Here is a 26,064-nt window from a genome sequence, read left to right on the forward strand (position 1 = left end):
CCACCATGAAATACGCTAAGATTGCCTATGCCACCGCCCTGCTGGCGGTGCTACAGGGAGCCACTAGCTGCGATGTTGATGAAACGCTACAAGGGCAGCTTGCACTAGACCAGATTCCGCGCGGCGACCCCGCGGCGTTGCTCCAGGGGGTGTACAATGCGCAGCGCGACCCGATTCAGGGCCACGTGAGCGTGTTTGCGCTGGCTGAGGTATCCACCGATGCCCGCATCATGCCTACCCGCGGGCCAGACTGGGACGACAACGGCAAGTGGCGGGCGCTGTTCAACCATACCTGGGACGGCAACAACGAGCGGGTGCGCGACACCTTCAACCAGCTGGAAGGCATCATTTTCGCCTCCACTGACTTGCTGCGTTTCAACCCTACCGTGCAGCAGGATGCCGAGTCCCGGTTTCTGCGGGCCTGGGCCACGTTCCTGCTCCTCGACCTCTACGACCAGGTGCTGTACCGCGAGCCAGGCGAGCCGCTGAACGAGCTGGCCAAGGTGCGGAAGGGCACCGAGGCACTCAACTACATCGTGAGTGAGCTGACTGCCATTCAGGCCAGCCTGCCCGACGCCCCCGTTAGCCGCGCCACCAAGGATGCCGCCCGGGTGCTGCTGATGAAGTGCTACCTCAACAAGGGCGTGTACGCCAACCGCGCCTCCCCGACCTTCGCCGCCGCCGACATGAACCAGGTGATTGCGCTGGCCGACCAGATCATCAACAGCAACCGCTACTCGTTCACGCCAAATTACTTCGACAACTTCGCGCCCAACAACGGGGCCATTGGCCGGGAAAACATCTTCACGCAGGAAAATACCTTCGGCAACGCCGGCCCTACGCGCGACTCCTGGAAGTTTGTATCGCACTACAACATGCGGCCCGTGGACGGCTACAATGGCCCGGCCACGACGGCCGAGTTCTACGACCTGTTTGAGGCGAACGACAAGCGCCGTGGTGTGGCCTACGACGTAGCGGGCGGCCCGGCCAACCCCGGCCGGCGCATCAACGTGGGCTTTCTGGTGGGCCAGCAGTACAACCTAACCACCGATGCCCCGCTTACCACGCGGGGTGGGGCGCCGCTGGTGTTCACCAGGGAAATCAACCTGTCTGAAACCGGCCCCGACCTCGAGGCCAAAGGCATCCGTCCGGTGAAATACCCGGTCGACTACGTGAGCGAGGGCAAGGGCGGCAACGGCTGCGAAAATGACCACGTGACGTTCCGGCTGGCCGATGTGCTGCTGATGAAAGCCGAAGCCATCATGCGGGGTGGTACGCCCACCAGCGCCGGCACCTACGGCAACACGGCTCTGGCCATCGTCAACACGCTGCGCACCCATCCTTCGCGGGGCGCTAGTGCCCTGGGCTCCCTCACGCTCGACGTGCTGCTGGCCGAGCGGGGCCGGGAGCTCTACGGTGAGTCGTGGCGGCGGCAGGATATGATCCGGTTTGGTAAGTTTCTGCAGGCCCGTAAAGACAAGCCCCAGAGCGACCCGAAGTATCTGCTTTATCCGATACCGAAAAACCAGGTGGATATCAACCGCAACATCACCCAGAACCCCGGGTACTAGCGGCCTTGCGCCTGATGGCCCTGAATGAGTACTGGAAAACGGTGGTATCTGCTCCTGCCGTTCGCCTGCCACCCGTTCAGTTTTGGCTGCCCGTCTTCCGTTGGTTCGGTAAGGCATAGCAGGCCGTTGGTGGCTGCCACTCGGCAGCCGCCAGCGGCCTGTTTGCGTGCGAGGCACACCCGCTGGTGCTTGGCCCGCCCCCGGGCGCCCAGATGATGCTAGGCTAACTTGCCTTCAGGGGCACGGCGCGCGTCTGCGTTGCGTGTTTTGCGGGCCGCCGTGAAGCTACCGTGGTGCCCGGCCGGCGTTTACTTATTCCTCTTTCCTCATCCTTTCCCACCCGTTATGCCCCGAAATCCGCTCCTAACACTTCCGGTAGCGCTGCTGATGCTTCTGCTGATAAAGCCGCAGCAAACCGCCGCCCAAACCCCCGCGGCACCCGCAGCCGACCCCTGGCGCGTTACGGCCACCGCCATTGACCCGCGCAGCTACTACGGCGCTACGGTGGCCAACGGCATGCTGGGCATTGTGTCGTCGGCGGAGCCGTTTCAGGTGAAGAGCGTGGTGCTGGCCGGGGCCTACGACCAGTACGGCCGGGGCCGGGTGAGCAACTTTCTCAACAGCTTCAACCTGCTGAACATGTACCTGGAGGTGGACGGCCGCCGCCTTTCGGGCCGCGACGCCACCAACTTCCGGCAGGAGTTGGACATGCGCCACGCCTCCCTCACCACCACCTTCGACTACGCCGACAAAGCCACCATCAAGTACACGTACTACGCCCTGCGCCAGCTGCCCTACACCGTGCTGCTCGATGTGTCGGTGACGGCCAAAAAAGACGTGAGCATGGCGGCAGCCAGCGTGATGGACGCGCCCGACGCCCTGCGCGACGTGCAGAACTACTACAATGAAATCGACCGGCCGCACGCTACGCTGAGCTTGCTCACGTCGTCGGCCAAGAGCAGCACGGGCAAGCTGCAGCTGTGCGCGTCCACCAGCTTTCTGTTTGGCGAGCCGCACGGGCAGGAGCCGCGCGTCATCCACGAAATGTGGGACAGCAACCAGCACCTGATGAAGTTCAGCAAGCAGCTGAAAGCCGGCCAGACCTATGCCTACGCCGTGGCGGGCTCCAGCATCACCTCGGCCCACCACCAGGACCCGCTCAACGAGGCCGAGCGCCTCACCATCTTCGCCCGCTTGGAAGGCCGCGAGCGGCTGCTGGCCTTCCACAACAAAGCCTGGGACGAGCTCTGGCAGAGCGACATTCAGATTACCGGCGACGCCCAGGCTCAGCAGGACGTACACAGTATGCTCTACCACCTCTACAGCTTCTCGCGCGCCGGTACCGACTACTCGCCCTCGCCGATGGGACTTTCGGGGCTGGGTTACAATGGCCACGTGTTCTGGGACAGTGACCTGTGGATGTTCCCAGCCCTACTGGTGCTGCACCCCGACATTGCCAAATCGTTGGTGGAATACCGGTTCCGGCGCCTCGAGGCGGCCCGGCGCAATGCCTTTGCCCACGGCTACCAGGGCGCCATGTACCCCTGGGAAAGCGCCGATACGGGCGTAGAGGAAACGCCGGTGTGGGCCCTCAGCGGCCCATTCGAGCACCACATCACCGCCGACGTGGCGTTGGCCGCCTGGCAGTACTACTGCGTGACCCAGGACAAGGCGTGGCTGCGCGAGAAAGGCTGGCCCATGTTGCAGGCCACCGCCGACTTCTGGGCAAGCCGCGTGGAGCGCAACGGCCCCGGCCACTACGATATCAAAAACGTGGTGGCAGCCGACGAATGGGCTGAAAACGTGGACAATAACGCCTTCACCAACGCCGCCGCCCGCGTAAACCTGCAAAACGCCGCCGCCGCCGCCAAGCTGCTCAACCTGCCTGCCAACCCCGACTGGCAGCTGGTGGCCCGCAACATTCCGATTCTGCAGTTTCCCGACGGCGTCACGCGGGAGCACGCCACCTACAACGGCGAGGGCATTAAGCAGGGCGACGTCAACCTGCTGGCTTACCCGCTGGGCGTCATCACGGCCCCGGCCCAGATGCGCAAAGACCTGGAATACTACGAAACCCGTGTCCCGAACGAAGGCACGCCCGCCATGACGCAGGCCATCTTCGCGCTGCTGCACGCCCGCCTCGGCAACGCCGACAAGGCCCGGCTGTTCTTCCAGGATTCCTACGTGCCCAACCTGCTGCCGCCATTCCGCGTCATCGCCGAAACCAAAGGCGGCACCAATCCTTACTTTGCCACTGGCGCCGGCGGTGTGCTGCAGGCCGTGCTCATGGGCTTCGGGGGCCTGAATATCACGCCCACCGGCATCATGCAAAGCAAAACCACGCTGCCCACCGGCTGGCAATCGGTGAAGATTACCGGCGTGGGCGGGCAAAACAAAACCTACACGACAAACCGCTGAGTCTTACGCTGGCCTCAAAAGCCGGCCCGTATCAACCGCTGAAAAGGTGCGCGTCAACTAAACTGACGTTGGCTGAAAAAGCAGAAAACCCGGAATGTCACGGCTGATATCAGCTAAGTGAATTCCGGGTTTTCTCTGTGTGTGAGCCTGTTATTGGACTCAGTACACCACCGCGAAACGCTCGGTAAAATTCTGTTTGTCAGGCCGCTATCAGTAGATAAGCGGCTGTTCATTTTTATAGGGGGGCGTCAGAGGGGGAGTCTTCTTCCAGATGGCGTAGAACCTCCACTTTATCGAAGCCCAGCTTGTCGATGACTTCCCACAGCCGCTCCACCGTCACGTCGGGCGTGCTGGGCAGATACGTGCTGATATAGCCGCGCACCCGCCACAATTCCATGATGTCCGCCGAGTCTACCGGATAGGGCCGGCAGTGCGGGTTGTCAGAATGCAACAGGACTTCCTCGGTGCGGCTGGCTATCCGCTTCCGGATACGCTTCAGCATCACAGCCTCCGACGTCACCACCACATAGATTTCGTTTGGTATCAGCAGACGCCAGTTATCCACGTAGCTGCATACTACGATGTCGTTGTGGTTGAGCGTTGGCTCCATGGAATCCCCGGACACCTCAAACGCCCGGTACTTGCCCCGCTCAAACCGGGGCAGCCGGTAGCGGGGCAGGTCGCTGACGAATACCGCCTCGGTGTGCTGCACCGTGTAGCCGGCCTGGGCGTTGACGGGCACCAGCTCCGTGTTTTCCTCTCCGTCCTTGTCCACCGTCACCACCAGCACGCCCCCGCTGTTTACCACCAGTTGCCCATCGTGGGCCACCAGCGGGGCCACCAATGGGGCTGCCAGCGTGGGGACTGGCTGCACGCTCCCCATCAACATAGGCCCTGACCCCAGCATCAGCCACGCCGGCGACACCTCCGGAAACGCCTGCAGTATCTCTACCAGAGTTGGGTAGCTGGGCGCTGAGCCCTGTAGAATTTTATACAGCCTGCTGGTGTTACTGTAGCCCAGTTTTCGGCTGGCACTATTCGCATTCAGGTTGTAATGGTCGAAGATTCCCTTGATGCGGGTTACTACATCAGTAGATTGTGCTACTGTTTCTGAAGTTCGTTCCATATTTATTTGCGTTCAGTGTAACACTTGCACTGGCAGATGTGTAGATTTGTGTATTAGCGGAAAGGTCCGCGTTGTACCAATATACACACAAAATTACAGATAACATGGAGGAAACTACAAAAGAGCCCACCAATTTGCAGTTAATTCTTCGCAAGCTGGGCCACAAGAACGGGGTGGTGGAAGAAACCATCAAGCGCCTGAAGGAGCGCGGAATCAGCATCAGCACCAGCGGTATGTACCAGGTGCTCAACGGCCGCAGTACCCGCCCCGAGCTGGTGGAAACCTTCCTGGAGGTGGCGGAAGAAGTGAAGGCCCGGCAGCAGCAGATCCAGGAGCGCGCCCGTCAACTCATTGCCGAATCCTAGCCATGCAGCTCGTTTCCCTGATTTCCGAAGCCGAGTGGAACCGGGTGCTGGGCCGTCTGGAAACACTCGAAGCCGCCGAGGCCGCCCGCGCCTCAGCCGCCACCACCAAGCCCGACCAGGTGCTGACCACCGCCCAGGCCGCCGCCTACATTGGCCTGTCCGTGTGCGCCCTGCTGCGCGCCCGACGCGCCGGTCGTATCCAGGGCGTGCGCCTCAACGAGAAGGACTGGGGTTTCCGCCAATCCGTGCTCGATGCCTACCCGCGCCGCTACCATCGTCCCACCATGTCGGTAGCCACCGCATGAGCCCGGCCGTCATTTCCCTGTTTGACCACTCCGGCCGCTTCGTGGCGCCCTGGGTGGCCGCCGGCTACGTCTGCTACTGCGTCGACGTGCAGCACCCGCCCGGCGAAACGTGGCAGGGCAACGTCTGCCTGGTCGGCGGCGACGTGCGCCGCTTCGTGCCCCCGCCCGGCCCGGTGGCCTTCGTGGCCGCCTTTCCGCCCTGCACCGACCTGAGCAACGCCGGCGCCCACCTGTTCCGGGTCAAGGGCATCCGGGCCCTGGCCGCTGCCCTCGACCTGGTAGGCGCCGCCGCCGACCTCTGCCACCGCCTGGGCGCGCCCTACTTCCTGGAAAACCCCCGGGGCCAGCTGCGCCACTACTGGCGCGAGCCCGACTACCAGTTCGACCCCTGCGAGTACGCCGGCTGGCTCGAAGACCCCCACGCCGAAGCCTACACCAAGCGCACCTGCCTCTGGACCGGCCACGGCTTCCAAATGCCCGAAAAGCGCCCCGTCTTTCCGGTGCAGGGCTCCCTGGTCGACAAGGTTTCCGGCTCGAAGAACCGCGCCAACCTGCGCAGCCTCACCCCCCGCGGCTTTTCGGCCGCCGTCTTTCACGCCCACCATCCCGCTTCCCAACCGGTATGAACCAGCAACTCGCCCCCATCGTCGGCCCCGAGGCCGCTACGTCCCTCATCCGCATCCAGAAAGCCCGCATCAAGGACTACCAGCTGCAGGCCGAATTCACCGAGCAGCGCGACGCGGAGGCCCCGGCCCGCGCCTTCACGCTCACCAGCCCGGAGCTGATTCACCCCGACCTGCACCACCGCTTCGCCCGCCTCGTCCCGCACCTGTGCCTGCTCTGCGAGCAGCTCACCGAAACCCCCGACTTCTGGCCCGACGACGAGGCCGAGGAACTGCCCGCGCACTTCGACAGCTTCAGCGTTACAGGCCTGAGCCTGGGCCGCAGCGGGGGAGGGGTCACGCTCATCGGCCAGCGCCGCCTGTCCGGCAACCGGGTGCTCAACCTCACCAGCCCCTACGTGACCTACGACGACGAAACCGGCTCCGAATACGCCTATGCCGGCCTGCTGGAAACCGCCGTGCAGGACGCCCTGACGGAAGTGGAAGCCGCCCTGCGCGGCAAGCACAGCGACGCCGGCAAGCAGCTCGAGCTGTTCGCGACGGCCAGCGGCTTCACGGCTATTGACGAGCCGTTTATTCCCCTCAGCGCGGCCCATGCATGAACTACGTACAGCACACCCGCGCCGCCCACGAGCGCCTGAGCACCCGGCCCGAGGCCCGGCCCCACCACGTCAGCCTCTACTGGGCCCTGTTCTACCAGTGGAACGCCGCCCGCTTCCCCTACGAGTTGCCCCTCAACCGGGCTGAGGTGATGACCGCCGCCCACATCGGCAACCGGGGAACCTACCTCAGCACCCTGCAGGACCTCCACGCCTGGGGCATGATTGTCTACCTCCCGAGCCACAGCGGCGGCAGCGCGGTACGGCTTCGGGTAACGGGAGAGGTTGTACCAGAAGTGGGACAACCAAAGCCCGCCGGTTGTACCAGAAATGGTACGACTGAACCTGCTGAGGTTGTACCAGAAGTGGGACAACGGTTGTACCAGAAGTGGGCCGACCAATCGGGGGAGGTTGTACCAGAAGTGGGCCAACCCTCCTTATATGGTAAAACAGGTTGTAGTGTAAACGGTGTAAACGGTGCCGCCGCCCCGCACCAAAAAAAAATTGCGGTGCTGGAAGGCGAAGGGTTTTCAGGGGCGGAACTGCTCGACGACACCGCCCCGCCCACCGGTGCAGACCCGGCCCCAACGTCAGCCCCCAAAAAGAAAGTTGCGCCAAAGAAAAAGGGGGTAAAGCAGGCCGCCATTCGCGCAGCTGCCACCTCCGACCCTGACCGCCCGGCCCGGCGGGGCCGGCAGCAGCTTCCCGAGCTACCCTTTGCCGAATCCGAGCTGGCCGACGTGGAGAAGTTCATTCAGGCCTTCGACGGTACCGACTACCAGCTGGCTGATTTACGCTTCTACCACGCCAGGATTCAGGCCTGGCGCGACCGGAAGACCGGCGAGCCGCCCCGGCGCCGCGACTGGAAAGCCTGCGCCACGCAATTCTTCCTCAACGATGCCCATGAAAACCGCCTCAAACTCGCTCCCAACGTCCAGCGCCGCCCCGATGGCACCCTCCACCAGCAACCGGCCGGAAGTGGCCTTGCTGGCACTGGCTACGTCTCCAAGTGGGATAGGTGAGCTGGCCAGAACCTCCAACCCTGCCGCCCGCCTGATGCTGGCCGAGGTGTCGGTGGGCCTCACGCCCACCCAGGCCGCGGCCGCCCCCAAGCTGTTCCAGCTGAAGCGGACGTTAGGGGAGGAGGTAGTCGTGAAGCTGCTGGTGGTCATCCTGCGCGCCTTCGTCGACAGCGTGCGCGTAGCCGACAAGCCCGACGCCGCCGACATCCTGGAGCTGGCCGACACGCTGGCCCAGACCTACACCCACGACAGCGTAAAGGACCTCATTCTGGCCCTCAAACAGGCCCGCACCACCGGCACCAGATTCTTCAACGCCCTCGACCCGGCCACCATCTACGGCCTCATCAGCCAGTATTTTGACAAGAAGGCGCAGCACCTAGAAAACGGCCACCTCGACCAAAAAACGCAGGCCATCAGCCAGGAGGCCGTCACCCTCCACCAGCTGCAGCAGGCGGCTCCCGCACTGGTGCAGTCCGTGGCCCTGATGATTCCCGCCAGCCACCCCAACGCCCAACACCTGCGCGACAAGCTCACCCTCATCAAGCAGAAATACCGCCGCGGCCTGCTGAGTATGGAACAAGCTGCTCAACAACGCCAGGAGGTGCAGCAGGCCATCCAACGCCACCCCCGGCCCGACTGGCAGCCCTCCGAAGCCGCCCGGCAGCAGATAACCCGGCGCCACCAGCAGGCCACCCGCCGCTTCGCTGAGAAGCTGGGCATCGAGAACCCGAAGTACCTCGGCGCATGAATACCATCACCTTCCGCTGCCAAAGGCATTTGCGGCCGAATGAAGGCGGAGGGCTCGTGTGCTTCGAAGTGTCTGTTCCAGATACTGCCCGGCAAAGCAGGTTGTATACTCCCGTACGTTATCAGTCTGTCAGTGGCACTATCATAGTCTGTTGGGATTTAGGTAAAATTACCAAGGGTAACCTGAATATGATTTTATACGGGTAATAATCGTACATTTGGTATTGGTAATTCTACCGAACAAGCAAAATGACCACTCGTTCTAATAAGTACAACGATATCGACAGGCTCCTCGACAGAGTACTCAGCAAGCATATGGATCTTCGAGAGCTGTTCAATGCCCGGTTAGAGTCCGAAGATCTGTCCTTCAGCGCCGCGCTGGCCTCTATCAAGGTTGAGCACCGGGCCCTGAATGGCGTACTGGATGCCACCCAGAAACGACATGATCTGCTCATGCTTTCCAGGCTGGCAGAGTTTCTGCGCATACCTCTTTCGGAGCTGGTTACGACGTTGGTCGAAAACCTTGAGGTCAGCTTCAATACCGAAGTAGAGGCAACCAAAAAGGAGGAGTTCATCCGCCGTCACTTCAACCTCCCTTACTTAAAGCAGATAGGTCTGATCGATGATCCGAAAAACCTCGAGCACGTTGAGCAGCAGCTGCTAGAGCATTTCGGCTATAACTCCATCTTCGAGTACGAGAAGGAGTCAATCGGCGTGGCCTTCAGCAGCGGCAAGCCCAAAGCCAAAACAACATTCGAAAAGCAGTTCTGGGCTGCTCGCTCCGCCAAAGTTCTCAGTGCGGTAAATAACTTCTTTCCCTACGACCGCCAGAAGCTCAAAGAATACATCCCCCAGATCCGCTGGTACTCCACCAACGTCAGAAAAGGCCTCTTTCAGGTTATCAGGGATTTGTTCAAGCTGGGCATCACCGTTATCCTGCGCCCCTATGACCCCAGGCTGTACGCTCGCGGGGCGACCTTCGATATCAACGGCAAGCCGGGTATCGTGCTGACCGACTACAGCAGATACTATCCGACCCTCTGGTTTGCGCTGCTGCATGAGCTGCATCACGTACTGTTCGACTGGCCGGAAATCCAGGACCGTTCTTACCACATTACCGGTGAGCTGGACTTGTTTTCAATGGAGGAGGCGCAGGCAGATGATTTTGCAGCTAATATGCTGCTGCAGGAAGCCAAGTTTCAGCAGGTTATTCCGCATATTGACAACCGGGTATTCGTCGATGAATTCGCCAGAGTGAATCAGATTCACCCCAGCATTATCTATATCCGCTATTGTTGGGAGCAGCAGGATCTTGACAAGGATGTATGGTCAAAATACCAGCACTTTATCCCCGGCCTGCAGGAAACCATGCCCGCTCTGCCCGGCAACCCCTGGCAGAAGCGCGCCCCGCTTAAACAGATAGCACAACAGACTGAGGAAACATATTTTAAAGGAATCTAACATGGCCAAACCGAAAGCCCCGAAGACTATCACGAAACAGCCGATAACCAAACGGCAGGACTATAACAGGGAAGAGGAGTTAGCGGAGATGTACGCCGCTTCTCAGGCACAGATAGATAGTGCCGGCCTTGATGAAACGCTCGATAAGGAAAACGAGAAGCGCTTTCTGGCGGAGTTCCGGCTGGCTAATCCAACCTTGGCCCGCTACGTTGGGGAGCTACAGCCCTATGCAGTGAAATTTCCGCTGGAGTTTTACCAGGAAATCTACCGTCTCCACGGTTGGCCCACCGACCCCGAGAATCTTCGCAGACGCCCCGGGATTGTGGGCGCCTGGACCATTGAGCTGATCTACGACCGCTTCCCCAAAGGTATGGTGAGCGAGATTCGCACCCGAAACCCGCGCACCATGAGCGGCGAACGGCTGCACAAGTATTTTCAGTTTCTCACGGAAGACGGAGCCGTTATGCTGGACCAGTTCATTCAGGAGGCTGTAACCCTGATGAGAGGTTGCTCGAGTTGGTCCCAGTTCAAAAACGTCTTCGCTCGTGAAAGCGGCAGATCCTGGCAAACCTTTCTGTTTGAGTAGCTATGAATGGCGGCCCTGCTCATAAATAGCCTGGAGCAATACTGTGACATACATGAAACGAGGTAGCCTACGCAACTCCTGATACCGTAAGCAGTCAGCCCCGACCTCACAGGCCGGGGCTGTTTCATTTTCCCTCGAAACGCAAGTTTTATAATGTCTCTCCAGACGATACGCCCAACTCCGGTCACTCCTGCGCCCCCGGATTTATCCTTATAGAGTTTTACAGCATCGTCAAGGCCTTATTCCTGCATGTGCACGTCCTGTCCTAGCTTCTGCGAAGAGTTTGCCGCCTATAGCCAAGACATGCGTTAAAAGCTGCTAGTGCAAGATTTGCCCGGTTAGCGCTGCCATAACCCTTGGTGTTGCAAAAATGGCATGCTTACTCACCTAGAAAGGTTGCTCCAGTAGTTTCAGTTAGTACCTGACCGCCTTGGACGATCTGTAAGGCGTCCTGAGTAACTACCTTATCCACGCTGTCGAGAACCTGCGCGTCTGAAACGACTAGGCCCACATTCTCATCATCTTTCTCAAAAAAGCAGATACGACTGACAACGCCTAACGCCACCTGCCACCGGCTCTGTCACGCTCATGACGCTCACACCAGCAATATGTTGTAGCTGCGGGCTGAAAACTATAGTTGTGAACAATTAGCAAGTTTGTATATTTGACCGCTATTTATAGCCAGCTTTATTGCTGGCACTGCTCCACTACTCCCCCTCTGACACCTACTGCAGCACATTGCCTCTCGTAGCCCCGGCTTCGAGTGATTTTCTATTGTCTTCAAATTGCGCCGTCATACAAGTGCCTAAGCATAATTCCATTTACATCTACCACCGAAATTATGCGGATAAGAAGCTTATTAAATTAACACAATCTCAAAATATTCATTATCTCTCTGTTACAAACTGTGGCCGAGTGCAGACATTTTACCTCTGCATATCAAACATGATAGCAGCATAATAAATCTTGAAAAGAACAACTCCTGCATTTAAACACATAATAGCTCTCCTAACTGTATGGAATACAAGATGCATTTAACAATAAAAAAACAATTATTTGATACCTTATTACTCATTGGCATAGGCATTTTGCTACCAGTCGCCGCTCTTGCTCAGGAAAGGGTTTACAGGCCTACATGGGATAATATGATGCCAGTGGCTCCATCAGCGTTTCAGTTTGCGAAGTACGCGGATGTCCCTGTAAACGAGTACACTGGCATTCCTGATATATCTGTTCCAATTCATGATTTGGTAGTGGACGATATCACTATTCCCATCAGATTACAGTATCACAGTGGTGGAATAAAAGTTAGCGAGGAAGCCAGCTGGGTCGGCCTTGGATGGGATATGCAATTTGGCAGTGTCGTGCAGATGGTCAATGACTGTGACGATTACGGGACAAGGCTTGGGAATCCCATAGAGAAGCTATTACCTGCCTATATCGGCAATCCTGTTCCTTATAGAGTTCCTCTGCGTTATCAGTATCCGTTTAGTATAGCCGGTCAGGCGTGGTCAAATCCATATCCGGTAATACAGCCCCAACCTGTTCACGCTTTTTGCCGGGTAGTTGACAATTTTGCGCCATTCCAGTCAGGTGAATTCAATACACAAGTAGACTGGGCACAAGGTGAAAGTCTGGATACCGAGCCGGATGTTTTTAAAGCTAATTTCTTTGGGCATTCGCTCAATTTTATACGTGATTTTGCCACAGGTAATATAGTAGTCCTTAATAAAAAGGGCTACTTAGTTAGGCGGAATAGTAACAATGCCTCGAATAGTGATTCTTGGGAGATAATTACTCCCAATGGAGATTTGTTTATTTTTTCTGAAAGAATAGTTAGTGAAACAAAATCATTCAGTGATGGATTTGAAGGTCCACTGTCTTGGAACTATAAAGTGTCTTCTAAAACATGGATGATATCGGAAGTGAAGACTAAAAATAAAAAATCAGTACGCTTTAGTTATAATAGAAGTCCAGTGCACGAATTGCAGCCATCTTTCTCGCAGAGATGGGTGAAGGTTGCGACGGATCCTTGTCGTGGATATTCGCCCAACTCTACTGGATATTCTATGAATTTATCTGCAACACCCAATGCTGGACTGCAAATTCCAACTGTACCTACAACGTATACTACTAAACTAGTGACCAGGCAGGATTATCTTCTAGTGTCACGAATTGATTTTCCTCAAGGTTTTGTAAATTTTGAGCTTTCCAGTCGAGATGATTTAGAGTATGGAAAAAAGCTGGATAAGATTGTCGTGAGTTCAGATTTTAATAGAAAAGAGTTTGCTTTTAACTACAGTTATTTTAACTCATCGCAGGTAGGAGGGAATGGATTCTCTGTAAATGACGTAAATGGAAATTACGAAAACCTTCGTCTCAAGCTTCTTTCATTTAAAGAAATAGGTGCTCCGGAATATGTATTTCATTATAATCAAACCTCACTTCCTAGAAAAAGATCTTTTGCGCAAGATATATGGGGTAATTATAATGGTGCTCTTTCAAATCAATCACTTATTCTGAATCCAAGTTATTTCAAAAGACCAGAAATAGGTGTGATTAATAATAATGTTTCTGCTAATCCACAAACGGCTCAGGCGTGTGTTTTGCAATCAATGCAATATCCGACAGGTGGGCATGCTTCTTTTTTTTATGAATTAAACCAGTTTGATAACTACTGGGTTCCAGATTTTGCTAATAATATTAACTCTATCACTACTGGAAATGGTCTCAGGATAAGAAAGATAGAGAGGAAAACTGCGAATATTATAGAAGCTACTGAGTATGAATATTATGGTGGTATTAGTGTTTTGCATAAAGAATTGTTTCGTGAATTGTTTATGCCTACAGCATTGGCGTCTGGAAATGGTATATCAGTTTGTGATAATTATATCAGCGAGCTCAATTCTTCCGGGTATAGTGCCGCAAATCAAATGGGGTCTATTACCGGAGTAGGGTACTCTAGAGTAGTCAAAAAGAATATAAAAGACAGTATGCACAATGGATACATAGTTACCTATTTTGCTAATAGCCCTGATATTGCATCTCAGACAGCCTCGCATCTTGCAACTTCAAGTGTGACGCTTCCCTCTATAAAGGAAATTGATTTTGAAAGTAATGGAAGTGTTGATTCTGTCTTTTACTATAATAAGAATGACGTTTTGGTAAGGAAAGTATGTAACAATTATTTTAATAGCAAGTCATCAATATTTTATGGGGCTAAAGTATTGCCTCACTCTAACTATTGGTACTATAGTACCTGGAGTGAAGGTGGATTTTGGGATTATAAATCAGAAATATTGATTGCTTTCACACCAATATTTGATATCGAAACACTGCTCTCTGGTTCAAGTGAAACAAACTATAGCGGTGGTAGTGCTTTTAATATTAAGAGGTATTTTGCGTATAACTCACTCAATTTGCAGGAAAAGATTACAACTGTAGTTTCAGGAAATGAAAGTAAAAAAGAGGAGGTGCTAATAAAGTATGCAGGTAGCTCTGATCTACCGGCGAATGCTGGGGTGATAGCTTTATTATCTGCTAATAGGGTTAATCAGATTGTTTCAATGAAAAGAAAATTTATTAATACAGTAAATTCAAGTGTTATTGAAAGAGAAGTATATAGTTACGACCGTACTTTTCAAGTTATGAATGACAAAATAGTGGAATCAACTGCTTCTGAAAAGCCAGGGGGGGTATCTACAGTAAATCCTAGAGTATATGTATATGAAAAATATGACCCTACAAACGCTAATCTGTTGCAGTATAGAATGCTCAATGATGTGCCTTCTTCGATGATTTGGAGTCGCAATGACTACATCATGTGCGCAGTGAAAAATGCAGGATATTCACAGATTGCTTATTCAAGTTTTGAGCCAAATAGCACGGGGCGATTTAAATATGACTCGCTATATTCCCATATTGTTGCAGGGGGTAGGACGGGGCGCTATTGCTATCGGCTAGATTCCTTCTGGGGAGTTAGTCGTAGTAATCTTCCCGCTGATACCTACGAGTTAACTTTTTGGGCTACTCAACGCCCTGTTATCTATGTTGGACAGGCGTACGCTAGTCCTGTAAGCGAGCAAATCGTGGCTTCGGGTGTTGGAAGCTGGAAGCAATATGTGCTCCGGCTTAATTTGCCAGCTAACAGTACGATCAATATTGATGCTGCTTCCCCCAACACACCTATTCTCTTGGACGAAGTGCGCCTATATCCTGCGCGAGCTCAGATGAGCACATTCGTTACAGAACAACTTCGGGGCATGACTTCGCAGTCCGATAAATCAGGCCGCAACATGCAATACGAATATGACGGTCTAAGCCGTCTGCTACGCGTGCGCGATGAGCAAAACCGTGTACTTACTGAGCAAGAGTATCACTACGCCCGCCCCTAAGTCGGCAGGTTGGCCTCAAATCCCTGGGCCTTTTTGTTTCCTCTCCTTGCCATCTTACGTTACGCTCGCCAGTTATGCATCTCTTTAATCACTTTGGTACACGTTTGCGGATTCTCTTTTGTGTTTTGTTGATTTGTGGCATAAACACACCGGTTTGGAGCCAAATGCCCGGTTCCGAAGGCTTAGTCCCAGACTCCACGGAACTACGCGTGTTACGGGAGTTCTATTACGCCACAGGCGGTCCGACATGGAATAATAATTACCACTGGCTGCTCGGCACCACCATGGCCGATGTTCGGTATCAGCAGTGGGAGGGTGTTACCATCACGAATGGAGATGTGACGGCATTGCGCAGCTTCAATAATTTCTTGCAAGGTACATTGCCTGCTAGCTTGGGTCTGCTCTCCCAACTCACTCTGCTCCAGATTACTAATGCTAACGGGTTACATGGTCCCTTACCTCGCGAATTAGGAAATTTACGCAAACTCCAATACTTACATATTAATACAAGTGCACTTACTGGTTCCATCCCAGCTGAATTGGGGCAACTAAGCCAACTTATCGAATTGAAGCTAACGAATAGTCGATTTTCAGGGCCTATTCCCCCTGAGCTTGGGCAACTGCAGCTACTGACACGTCTTGATTTAATGGGATGGCCTTCCAATTATAATGTACCCCGCTTAACAGGAGGTCTGCCGCCATCGCTTGGGCAGTTAACCAATCTCACGTATTTGAATGTAGCCAATCATCAAATTGCCGGACTGATTCCCAGTTCATTAATTCAGCTTACTCGGCTGCAGTACCTGCAGCTTGACCATAATCAACTTACTGGAGCCATACCCCCGGGATTAGCGCAGCTGCCACAACTCTATACTATCTTACTTTCTGACAATAACCTAACAGATGTCCCTTCATGGGTAGCGTTTTACCCGCGGCAGTTACCTAGTATTGACGTGCAGCGCAACTATTTGGACTTTGCCGTTGTAGAGCGACAGTTCTTTTCTGCTAATACGCCCTTGGCTCAATACAAGTACTCCCCACAGAAGACGCTGCCGGGAGTGGATACCGTGGAGTTTGTGGTGGGAGATACACTCAAGCTGAGTGGAACAATTGGTGGGGAGCATAATCAATACCAGTGGGAGCGACGTATCGATACTACCTGGACAGCTGTGGTTGGTGCCACCTCGGCTGTAAGGCATATAGCTGCTGCATCAGCTGCTGAGGAGGGCCTGTACCGCACCCGCGTAACCAGTGGCTGGATTGATTATCGGGCAAACCCCAATATTCCAGTGATGTGGCTATACTCCAAAACAGTGTATGCCAAAGCCAAAGTACCCTGTGCACCGCTCACGCTCACAGCTTCGCCCAACGTAAGTATCCCCACCGGCGACGCGGTAGTGCTGCGTGCCTACCCAGGCCAGGATGGCGCCATACTTCAATGGAGCCCAGCCACCGGACTGAGCACCACCACGGGTGCGGTCGTGACCGCAGCCCCCACCGTAACAACCACCTATACCGTAACGGCCACCACCACCGGCGCCTGCCCGGCCACCACCCAGGCTACCGTGCGGGTAACCGTGACGCCGCCGCTGGCGCTGAGCAATCCGCCGGTGGACGGCTGCGTGCCGACTCTCATTAATACACCGCCTACCCCCCGGCCCCCCGGCGCGGCAGATGCCGTAAACTACGTGCGCACCTACACGGCCCGGGCCGCCTACACCAACCCGGCCCGCCTGCGGGCGGCTGTCGTGGACTCGGTGCAGGTGAAAACGGAGTACCTCGATGGGCTGGGACGCCCGGTGCAAACCGTGCTGCGGCAGGAGTCGCCCGACCGGCACGACCTCGTGCAGCCCATAGTCTACGACGAGCTGGGCCGCCAGCACCGGCAGTACCTGCCGTATGTAGCCAGTGCTGCGCCCGACCCTGTCGGGTACTACCCCCGGGCGCTGACCGAGCAATACGCCTTCTACCGGGAAACGCCGATTGGCCCAGGCTTTGCCACCGACCGTATCGCCCGCACAGGCGTGCCGTTCAGCGAGACGGTGTTCGAGGCTTCCCCCCTCAACCGGGTTATAGAGCAGGCGGCCCCCGGCGAAACCTGGCGCCTTGGCGCGGACCACACGGTCACGCAGGAGCAACGGCCCAACACGGCCGCCGACGGTATTCCACGTTACGAGCCCGGGTATGATATTCCCACGGCGCTAACCTACCAAGGAGCATACCCAGCCGGCGAATTATGGGTAACAGAAAGCCGCGACGAGCGGGGCTTCCGCACCCAGGAATTCAAAGACAAGCAAGGCCAAGTAGTAGCCAAACGGGTGGAGTGTCCGCCCCCCACGCAGAACACGCCCGGGCAAGCCACGCCTACGTGGCTGACGACACTCTATGTCTATGATGACTTTGGGCGTCTGCGCACGGTGGTGCCACCCAAGGCCTTCGTGCGCTTGCCGGCCGCCAACTGGGAAGTGACTGGTACGGTGGAGAACCTGCTGTTTCGCTACCGCTACGACGAGCGCGGCCGGGTAGTCGGCAAGAACGTACCGGGCCAGACCGGCGAAACCCAACTGGTGTATGACCAACTGGACCGGCCGGTAATGAGCCAGGACCCGGAGCAGCGTCGCCGCCGCGAGTGGGCCTGGACCAAGTACGATGCGTTGGGCCGGGTGGTAATGACGGGTCTAACGATCCGCAATGTGAGTCAGGTCACAGCCCAGACCGAGGCCAACAACTGGTTAACGCCTGGTACGGCGCAGTACACGGCGCAGAATCGGCTGTATGAGCAGCGCACGGCAAACGCCACATACTCCATGCGCATTACTTCGCAGCAGGCGTATCCGCCCATGAGCACCCGCGGCTACTCGGCCGGCCCCATCCTGACGGCCACCTACTATGACGACTACGACTACGACCAGAACGGCCAGCCCGACGTGGCCTTCGACACCCAATACAACGCGCAGTTTGCCAGCGGCCAGGCGCCCGTAGCCGACCTGCGCACTACCGGTATGCCTACCCGCACCAAGACGCGGGTACTGGGCGTGCCCGCCACCGACCCGAATGCGTGGCTGACGGTAACCACTTTTTACGACGAAAAAGCCCGTCCCGTGCAGGTTCGCAGCACCAACGCCCGCGGCGGCGAAGATGTGGTGACCACCCAACTGGACTTTGCCGGCAAAGTCATCAAGAGCTATGCCACGCATACAGTCCCCAGCCTGTCAGTGGCGCTGGCGGTGGCCGAGAACTTCACCTACGACCATGCGGGCCGCTTGAAGAAAGCGCAGCAACAGCTGCCGGGCGAAGCCCAGCCCGCCCTCATTGCTGAGCCCCGCTACAACGAGTTGGGCCAGTTGGTGACCAAAACGCTGGCCCCCGGCACGCCCCTGGAGCAGCGCGTGGACTTCGCCTACAACATCCGCGGCTGGCTCACCCACATCAACGACCCGGCCCTGTCCGACCCCTCGGACTTATGGGGCATGCAGCTTAGCTACGACTGCGGCTTCCAGGTGCCCCAGTACACGGGCAACATCGCCGGCCAGAAGTGGCGCAGCAAAAGCGACGGCATAGAGCGGGCCTACGGCTACCTCTACGATGGCGCCAGCCGCCTGCTCAGCGGCGACTTCGTGGCCCGCAACGCCGCCACCCAGGCCTGGACCGCCGAGCGCCAGCGCTATGGTCTCTCCGGTATGCGCTATGACGAGAACGGCAACATCCTGGGCCTGCAGCGCCGCGGCCTGCTGGCCCAAGCCACCCGCACTGCCCCTGCGCAGTTCGGCGCTACGGACAACCTGAGCTACACTTACACCGGCAACCGCCTGACCCGCGTCGACGATGCCGTCACCACTAACGCGCTGCCCCGCCCGGCCGGTTACAACGGCGCGCCTACCTCACTGGCCGGCGACTTCCAGGAAGAAGGCGTACGCCAGGCCGGCGAGTACCGCTACGACGACAATGGCAACCTGACGTCCGATGCCAACAAGCGCATCACGGCCATCGTCTACAACCACCTGAACCTGCCCCGCCGCATCGTCTTCGGCACCGGCGCCGACAGCATCGTGTTCCGCTATACGGCCGCCGGCCAGAAGGTGCTCAAGCGCGTCTACCAGACGGGCAAGCCGCTGGTGCAGACCGACTACCTGGGGGCCTACCAGTACGAAGCCGACAGCCTGCGCTTCTTCCCCCACGCTGAAGGCCGCGTGCTGCGCCGCGTACAGTTCGACGCGGCGGGCCAACCCATCGTCAGCTACCGCAGAGAGTACAGCCTCAAAGACCACCTGGGCAACCTGCGCGTGGCCTACAAGCTCGGCGACCCGGCCCGGTTCCGGGCCACAATGGAGCTGGCCGACTCGGCCCGCGAAGAACGTCAGTTTGAGTACGTGCGCCAGACACGTCACGCCACGGCCGTGGCCCGCTCAGGCCAGCACGTAGCCCGTCTCAACGCCGCTACCGGCCAGCCGCTGGGCCCACTCAAAATCGTGTCCGTGCAGAAAGGCGATACAGTAACCTTCACCGCGCCGGGCCTGTATCAACAGACCGTACGCAATATCAGTTTCGGCTTCTCGTTGCCCGGTTTCGTGGCCAGCTTGCTGCTACAGCCTGCTCCGGCACCAGTCGTGGGGCCGGATGGGCGGCCCAAACCGCGGGCCTTGCCTTTCTTGGGCGTCGGCTTGGGGCTGGTGCCGGCCCTGAACCAGAGCGGGCGCATCCCGAAAGGTTATGCGCGGCTGCTGGTCTACAACCAAGACTCGGTGCTGGTTGACTCGTATACCCAGCAGCTTAGCGCGGCGGCACTCAATAACTATGAGCAACTGCGTCTGCGGGTCATTGCGCCCAGCGCGGGCTACGTGACGGCCTACGTGGGCAACGAAAGTGACGTGGACGTGTTCTTTGATGAGGTGCAGCTCGACTATGGGCCGGCGCTGCTGGTGCAAGAGAATCAGTATGACCCGTTCGGGTTAAACCTAGCCGGAATCGAAAAGCAAGGACAACCCAATCATCAATTCCAGTACAATGGCAAAGAGAAGCAGGAGGAATTAGGGCTAAACTGGACGGATTACGGAGCTAGGATGTATGATGCGCAACTGGGAAGGTGGCATGCGGTGGACCCAATGGCGGAAAAATATCCAGACATATCACCCTATGCTTATGTAGCGAATAATCCAGTTAACTTCGTCGATCCAGATGGTAAACAAATTGATCCTGGTAGTCAAAAAGACTGGGATAAGCAGAAGCAAGCCACTATCGATCGGAGAGATAAGTTGCAGAATAAGATAGATAAGTTAACAGAAAAAGCTGAAGAGAAAGGATGGAGTGCTGATAAGCTAGCAGGTAAAATGGGCAATTTAGGTGACAGGGTATCAAGTTTGAATGGAAGTATTGCCAATTTGGGTGTTTTAGAAAAGAGTACTCAAGTGTATAGTCTTCGAACTGGTGCAGCAGAATTGGGTGGTAATTCTTATGATTCTAAGACTGGAAACATTGTGATAAGTTTTAAAACAACTGCAAACTTCATTCACGAAATCACCCATGCTGGTCAGTATGAAGCAAGCAATATTGCTTTTAGCTCTAGCGGAGCCACACTTGGTCAAGATGTATCCGATGAAGTAGCAGCATACAAAGCACAATTTGCGTACGACCCATCTTCCGTATCCGGACTATCTTCTACGGTAGTAGCAAATTCTTTTGCAGCAATTACATCCTCTTGGGTGCAGGGCATACGATTATCAAATGGAAGTCTTCCTTACGCTCCAGGAGGTTCATCTAATACAGGATTAGTTCCTGTAAATATTAATTCAACGCGAGATATCTTAATCCAAGCATATCCACATGCTGCAGAATCATTTAAGGGATTACCAGCAAATTATACCCTAAAATCAATTCCCGGAATCCGTTACAAAAAATAATACTGGAAGTATGAGAAGGCCACTGTGTATTTTAACAATGATTTTGATCTCCTGTAATGGCTTTAGAAGTTTGCCAGCAGAGTATATCAAAAATGGGAAAGACTATGAGTGTAGTTTAACAGTCAAGAAGGATAGCACTTTTGCTTTGGTTATTGAATCAATCGATTCCCGTTCAGGATGCGAAGGAAAATGGAAATTAAATGGTGATACTTTACTACTGCATTGTGATGACGCCCCCTTTCCTGCTCAAATTGCAAGCGGTTATATGTCTGAAAGAGAAATGAAACTTATTATATTAAATGAATCCAAACTGAAGTTTGGGCAAATAATTTTAAAGAGAATTAAAGAATAAATAAAAAGCCCCGGAATACGGGGCTTTTTATTTATTCTTTAATTCCTCATCCACCAAGCCCAGTTTTTGGAGTATTTAACCATTGGCCTCACTAGCCAACCGATTAGGCCATGCACGATCTGAAATCATCCCTCAATTGATCAATGACGTCCTCCCACAAAACCGGACCGCTGTAAAGTAGAGAAATCAGGCACTTGTTGTATCTTAAAGTCAAGAGACACGTGCCATGAAAAAGACGAAATTCACCGAGGCCCAGATCGTGTTTGCCTTGCGTAAGGCCGACACCGGCGTGGCCGTTGCAAAGGGGGGGGCGGAAGATGGGCATCAGCGAGGCGACCTACTACAATTGGAAGAAGAAATACGGCGGGATAGGGGTACCTGAGTTGCGCCGATTGAAGCAGTTGGGAGAAGAGAATTTGCACCTCAAGCAACTGGTGGCCGACCTGAGCCTGGACAAGCAGATGCTGCAGGACGTACTGAAAAAAAAGTTCTGAAGCCCGTGCAGCGTCGACACACGGCTCACCACCTGATCAACGCCTACCGCATCTCGACTCGTCGGGCCTGCCAGGTCGTATCGCTGCAGCGTACACTCGAGCTGGTACTACCGACCGCACGGGCGGGACGACACAGTGCTGCGCCGGCGGTTGCGGGAGCTAGCCCAGATACGGGTGCGCTACGGCTGCCAGTGCCTGTTCACATTGCTGCGACGGGAAGACTGGCCGGACAATCATAAGCGCGTGCATCGGCTCTACTGCCTGGAAGGGCTGCATTTACGCAGCAAACGTCCCAAGCGCAGCCGGGCCGCGGCGCACCGGCTGGAACGGGTCAAATTGCAGCGGCCGCACCAGAGCTGGAGCATGGATTTTGTGGCTGATCAGCTCTTCGATGGGCGCAAGATTCGCGCCTTAACGATAGTCAATAACTTTAGTCGCCAGTGCCTGGCCATTCACGTGGGGCAGTCGCTGAAAGGCGAGGATGTAGTGTCCGTGATGAGCCGCCTGCAGCAAATGGTAGGTGTCGTACCCGAGCGCATCCAGGTCGATAACGGCAGCGAGTTTATCAGTAAAGCGCTGGATAAATAGGCCTATGAGCAGCGGGTCACGCTGGACTTCTCGCGACCCGGCAAACCGACGGACAACCCGTATATTGAGTCGTTCAACGGTAGTTTTCGGGACGAGTGCCTGAACGTACACTGGTTCTTGTCACTAACCGATGCGCAGGAGAAAATCGAGCAGTGGCGGCAGGAGTATAACAGCTTCCGACCACACAGCTCGTTGCAGAATTTAACGCCCGATGAGGTCATGGCGGCAACCACTACTGTCGAGCTTCAGAACGCCTGATTCTCTACTGCGGGCCGGTCCAGCAATTGGGAGGAGGTCAATTGCTTGAAGTCTACTCACGTACTAATTTGAGTATTTAGAGCACTTCTCAGGTTAGAGAGTGTTTGGGAATTAGGTGAGGCGATTTAAGCACATGGTGATGTTGGCCAGTAGGAGCCAGCAGGTATGACTGGCGGGGGTATATTCATAGTCCACGGCCAGTCTGCGGAAGCAGGCCAGCCAGGCAAAGGTGCGTTCCACGACCCAGCGTTTGGCGACGGGCACAAAGCCGCGCTGGGTGGGTGGGCGGCTGGCCACCTGATGCTGTAGCCCGAGGCCGTGCAGGTGGTGGGCAAAGCGGCCCCGGTAGGCCGCGTCGGTCAGTACCGATTGTACCCGGGCCGCCCACCAAGGCCGATGGGGCAGTAAGCCCAGGGCTCCACGGCTGTCGTGGCCGTTGGCTGCATGTACGTGCGCGGCCCAGATGCGCCCACCCGCATCGGTGAGAATCTGTCGTTTGCGCCCGTTGACATGCTTGCCCCCATCCAGGCCCCGGTGCTCGAAAATGCGGGGTGCCAGTTTCACGCTCTGGCTGTCCACGCAGACCAGCGAGGGCAGGGCTTCCCGTCCATCGTGGAGCCGATCCAGCGCATTGAGCATCGTATTCAGGCGGGCCCAGAGGCCCGTTTGCTGCCAGCGGTAGAAATAGTAATAGACCCCGTCCAGGCCGGAAACTCGGCCGGTAAGGCCCGCCACTGGCCGCCCGTGCGGCAGATATAGAGCAAGGCATTGACCACTTGGCGCAAACACAGCCGGCGGCGCCGTTGCACGGGCAGCAAGCAGGCCATAACTTGCCACTGCGAGTCAGTAAGGGGTTGATAGCCGTCAACCATAAGCAGACCGGAGCCTAGGAACTCCGCCTGCAACTTACTGGCTCGTTTTTATTTATGCACTAACACAATTCCCAAACACGCTCTTAGAGTAAAGCCGCATCCCCGCGCTCCACGATTTCCCGCACCTCTGCCGCAGTACGCCCATCCGCCGGCTCCGGCTCCACGGCCACCGACGCCACCGCCGCTGCCACCGAGCCGGCCAGCACCAAGTAGCCGCCCAGCGCCACCACGGCCGCCGGCAGCGCCACCGGCGCCGTGGCAATGACGCCGCCCACCGCCGCCAGCGCGGCCCCGATGGTGCGTACCTTTCGAAAGAACCGGGGCGTGGGCAGCGTAACCCGGTCCAATACTGTGAGTTTCTTGTCCATGTGAGTAGATGTTAGTTGCTCGTTGTCAGTTATTAGTACCGGTCGGGAAGGCAGCCACTGACAACGGACAACTACCCCCTGACAACTTATTTCTGCTCCAGCCGCGCCAGAATCCGGTCGGCCCATTTGTTCCGCGAGTCCTGCTCCTTGCTGGCTTCGGTGAGCACCTTGGTGCGTTCCTCCACCAGGGCCATGGTCTTGTCGATGTTGGCCAGCCGCTCGGTCAGCTTGAGCACTAGGTCGGTCATCTCCTTGCGCAGCTCGGCCCGCTGCTGCAGGCTCTCCACCCGCACCTGCTCAGCCTGCAGCTTCATTTCCTCGCGCAGCTTGGCTTCCCTCGATACCGCCGACACATGATAGTCGTCCACCTTCAGGGCCAGGGCCGACTGCTGCTGCTCCTGTTTCTGACACGCCACCTTCAGCTCCTCCACCGCCCGCCAGTTCTTCACGAAGTACAGCACCACCGCCGCCACGGCCCCCACTATCGACGTCACCACGCCCCAGTGCTCCAGAATCGGGCTATCCACGTCCATCACCTCCTTTCCCTGCCGGAGCTGCCGGCAGTAGTACCTCGAAGTGCGGCCGGTCCCGCATCTTCCAGTCGCCACCCCACACCACCAGCGCATCGGCATACTTCATCAGCCGGGCGAACTTGGAGAGCAGCAGCCCCGACCACGACACCGACCCATCCGCCAGCAGAAACGCCACATCCAGCGCCGGGGTAGGAGGGCCCAGGTTATGCTTCGACTCGCCTCCGCGCTTGTAAGTCACAATGAGCCCCGGCCGCGTGCGACCCTGCGCGAATAGCTCATTCTGTCGTTCGGGAGTGCGGTAGCATTCCGTAATGATGGGCCGCCCCGCCAGCCGCAGCACCGGGTCGCCCAGCCAACGGGCAAGCGCCTGGGTGTAGGACGCCGCCAGGTGCGGCACGGCTTGGGCCAGTCGTTGGGCCTGCGCGGTGGCTTGGTTCGGACTCAGCGCCGGAGGCAGCCGGGTAGGAGTGGGTATGGCGGCAGACATGTTGTAGTTTGATGTAATTAACGTAAGTAAAGTTGCATAATTTACACTACAATGGAATAGCGGGTTGCGTTGTTCGGAATCTTTTGATTATTGCACTTTGCTGGGCGCTGCCTTCGGCCCGGGCTGTCCAGGGCTCCGCTTCGCTCCGGTGCTGCGCACCCGGCCGGGGCTCTGATACCCGACGACACCAGCAGCGGCAACCGTAGCCGCCGCTACGGCCCCGCCCGGCCCTTCCCATCCCTAGCGCATCCTCCCGTTTCCGGCTGATTCAGCTGCTCCGATTGTCGTTCCACGCTCCGGCCCGCCTCCCGCACTCCTGCGTCACTTGGTCGGCCGGCCTCCGCTACCGAAGCCCCCGCCCGGCCCGCCTCCCGCGTTCCTGCGTCACTTGGTCGGCCGGCCTCCACCCACCCACCAGCTGCTGATTCTATGGCTACTGCAGGCCGTGCCACGCTGCGGCCCAGGGCCCGAAAAAGGCCCCCGGCCTCCGCTACCACCCCCACGGCCCGCCTCCCTCCGGTCGGCCAGCCTACCGCCCCACACACGCCCCGACGCCCGCCCACCGCACCGGCCCAGGCTGCCAATTCGCAACCGAAGGTCAGCGCAGCTAAGGTCGCCGGCTCCCGCTGGTCGCCACCTCCCAAGCGGGCATCCTGGCCGCCTCCCACCCGCCCAGTACCAGGCACTGAAGCCTGCAGCAACTATCTGAGGCCTGATGCAACTCCCCGGACGACAGGCATTGCCTCAGGCTCACAGAAGCCCGCCGCGTTAGGCTTCGCGCTCTGGCTGACACGTCGCACGGCGGCTTTCATGCCCAGCCTCCCGCTGGTCGGCCGGTCATCCACCTCGGCCCCACAGCTACAGCGGCTTGCGGCGGCGCCAGCTGCTGAGTGATTCAGGGCCTCATAAGGTGCCCTTCGGGCGGTGTTTCTCCGGGGGCGGCCCCCCGGACCCCCTGGCATTTAGCGGTAGTGGGGGCGGCCGCCCCCGCCAGGGGC

19 protein-coding genes and 2 pseudogenes are annotated in these 26,064 nt (G+C 56.9%); 15 read left to right on the forward strand and 6 right to left on the reverse strand.

What is annotated here, in order from left to right:
* The first annotated feature begins 5 nt into the window (after window positions 1-5).
* Both O9Z63_RS19160 and O9Z63_RS19165 read left to right on the forward strand, forming a co-directional pair.
* On the forward strand, window positions 6-1,571 hold the full coding sequence (locus O9Z63_RS19160; RefSeq protein WP_270127007.1) for a RagB/SusD family nutrient uptake outer membrane protein: 1,566 nt from the start codon (window positions 6-8) through the stop codon (window positions 1,569-1,571).
* A gap of 387 nt (window positions 1,572-1,958) precedes the next feature.
* On the forward strand, window positions 1,959-3,989 hold the full coding sequence (locus O9Z63_RS19165; protein ID WP_270127008.1) for a glycoside hydrolase family 65 protein: 2,031 nt from the start codon (window positions 1,959-1,961) through the stop codon (window positions 3,987-3,989).
* 235 nt (window positions 3,990-4,224) lie between these two features.
* Here the strand turns inward: O9Z63_RS19165 and O9Z63_RS19170 are convergent, their stop codons facing one another.
* On the reverse strand, window positions 4,225-4,863 hold the full coding sequence (locus tag O9Z63_RS19170) for a S24 family peptidase (RefSeq protein ID WP_270127009.1): 639 nt from the start codon (window positions 4,861-4,863) through the stop codon (window positions 4,225-4,227).
* A gap of 386 nt (window positions 4,864-5,249) precedes the next feature.
* On the opposite strand from O9Z63_RS19170, the gene O9Z63_RS19175 reads away from it, so the two are divergent.
* The 13 genes and pseudogenes from O9Z63_RS19175 to O9Z63_RS19230 all read left to right on the forward strand — a co-directional run bounded on the left by O9Z63_RS19175 (window position 5,250) and on the right by O9Z63_RS19230 (window position 22,806).
* Window positions 5,250-5,480 (forward strand): hypothetical protein, encoded by a 231-nt coding sequence (locus O9Z63_RS19175; RefSeq protein ID WP_270127011.1) that lies wholly within the window; start codon window positions 5,250-5,252, stop codon window positions 5,478-5,480.
* Window positions 5,481-5,482: 2 nt separating this feature from the next.
* Window positions 5,483-5,785, forward strand: a complete 303-nt coding sequence (locus O9Z63_RS19180) for a MerR family transcriptional regulator (protein WP_270127013.1) — start codon at window positions 5,483-5,485, stop codon at window positions 5,783-5,785.
* The gene (locus tag O9Z63_RS19185) at window positions 5,782-6,411 is read left to right on the forward strand and encodes a hypothetical protein (protein ID WP_270127015.1); all 630 of its coding nucleotides are present in this window, start codon (window positions 5,782-5,784) and stop codon (window positions 6,409-6,411) included. Before O9Z63_RS19180 ends, O9Z63_RS19185 begins: the two co-directional genes overlap by 4 nt.
* Window positions 6,408-7,010 carry a hypothetical protein gene (locus tag O9Z63_RS19190; protein WP_270127017.1) on the forward strand — a complete coding sequence of 201 codons (603 nt, stop codon included), beginning with the start codon at window positions 6,408-6,410 and terminating at the stop codon, window positions 7,008-7,010. The genes O9Z63_RS19185 and O9Z63_RS19190 overlap by 4 nt, the downstream gene beginning before the upstream one ends.
* A complete protein-coding gene (locus O9Z63_RS19195) occupies window positions 7,007-8,029 on the forward strand; it encodes a hypothetical protein (RefSeq protein ID WP_270127018.1) in 1,023 nt (340 codons plus the stop codon). The genes O9Z63_RS19190 and O9Z63_RS19195 overlap by 4 nt, the downstream gene beginning before the upstream one ends.
* A complete protein-coding gene (locus O9Z63_RS19200; protein WP_270127019.1) occupies window positions 7,956-8,777 on the forward strand; it encodes a hypothetical protein in 822 nt (273 codons plus the stop codon). The genes O9Z63_RS19195 and O9Z63_RS19200 overlap by 74 nt, the downstream gene beginning before the upstream one ends.
* A 248-nt stretch (window positions 8,778-9,025) precedes the next feature.
* The gene (locus O9Z63_RS19205) at window positions 9,026-10,237 is read left to right on the forward strand and encodes an ImmA/IrrE family metallo-endopeptidase (protein WP_270127021.1); all 1,212 of its coding nucleotides are present in this window, start codon (window positions 9,026-9,028) and stop codon (window positions 10,235-10,237) included.
* 1 nt (window position 10,238) lies between these two features.
* The gene (locus O9Z63_RS19210) at window positions 10,239-10,823 is read left to right on the forward strand and encodes a P63C domain-containing protein (protein ID WP_270127023.1); all 585 of its coding nucleotides are present in this window, start codon (window positions 10,239-10,241) and stop codon (window positions 10,821-10,823) included.
* 1,016 nt (window positions 10,824-11,839) lie between these two features.
* Window positions 11,840-15,217: a hypothetical protein gene (locus O9Z63_RS19215; protein ID WP_270127024.1), complete on the forward strand. Its 3,378-nt coding sequence runs from the start codon at window positions 11,840-11,842 to the stop codon at window positions 15,215-15,217.
* Window positions 15,218-15,501: 284 nt separating this feature from the next.
* A pseudogene (locus O9Z63_RS21245) lies at window positions 15,502-16,125 on the forward strand (hypothetical protein); the annotation flags it as partial.
* Window positions 16,126-16,509: 384 nt separating this feature from the next.
* Complete coding sequence (locus O9Z63_RS19220; RefSeq protein ID WP_270127025.1) at window positions 16,510-21,114, forward strand: DUF6443 domain-containing protein; 4,605 nt, start codon at window positions 16,510-16,512, stop codon at window positions 21,112-21,114.
* A 37-nt stretch (window positions 21,115-21,151) separates the two neighbouring features.
* On the forward strand, window positions 21,152-21,466 hold the full coding sequence (locus O9Z63_RS19225; RefSeq protein WP_270127026.1) for a hypothetical protein: 315 nt from the start codon (window positions 21,152-21,154) through the stop codon (window positions 21,464-21,466).
* A gap of 226 nt (window positions 21,467-21,692) precedes the next feature.
* Window positions 21,693-22,806 (forward strand): annotated as a pseudogene (locus tag O9Z63_RS19230) (IS3 family transposase).
* Between the two features lie 111 nt (window positions 22,807-22,917).
* On the opposite strand, the gene O9Z63_RS19235 reads toward O9Z63_RS19230, so the two are convergent.
* From O9Z63_RS19235 to O9Z63_RS19250, 5 genes are all read right to left on the reverse strand, one after another.
* Complete coding sequence (locus tag O9Z63_RS19235; protein WP_270127027.1) at window positions 22,918-23,541, reverse strand: IS5 family transposase; 624 nt, start codon at window positions 23,539-23,541, stop codon at window positions 22,918-22,920.
* Window positions 23,451-23,678 (reverse strand): transposase, encoded by a 228-nt coding sequence (locus O9Z63_RS21210; protein ID WP_408613553.1) that lies wholly within the window; start codon window positions 23,676-23,678, stop codon window positions 23,451-23,453. Before O9Z63_RS21210 ends, O9Z63_RS19235 begins: the two co-directional genes overlap by 91 nt.
* Before the next feature lie 83 nt (window positions 23,679-23,761).
* Window positions 23,762-24,046, reverse strand: coding sequence for a hypothetical protein (locus tag O9Z63_RS19240; protein ID WP_270127028.1), 285 nt, complete (start codon window positions 24,044-24,046; stop codon window positions 23,762-23,764).
* Between the two features lie 86 nt (window positions 24,047-24,132).
* Complete coding sequence (locus tag O9Z63_RS19245; RefSeq protein WP_270129292.1) at window positions 24,133-24,579, reverse strand: hypothetical protein; 447 nt, start codon at window positions 24,577-24,579, stop codon at window positions 24,133-24,135.
* Entirely contained in the window at window positions 24,566-25,066 is a 501-nt protein-coding gene (locus tag O9Z63_RS19250; RefSeq protein WP_270127029.1) for a M15 family metallopeptidase, read from the reverse strand. Before O9Z63_RS19250 ends, O9Z63_RS19245 begins: the two co-directional genes overlap by 14 nt.
* Window positions 25,067-26,064: the final 998 nt, after the last annotated feature.

Source organism: Hymenobacter yonginensis (assembly GCF_027625995.1).
Classification (GTDB): Bacteria; Bacteroidota; Bacteroidia; order Cytophagales; family Hymenobacteraceae; genus Hymenobacter; species Hymenobacter yonginensis.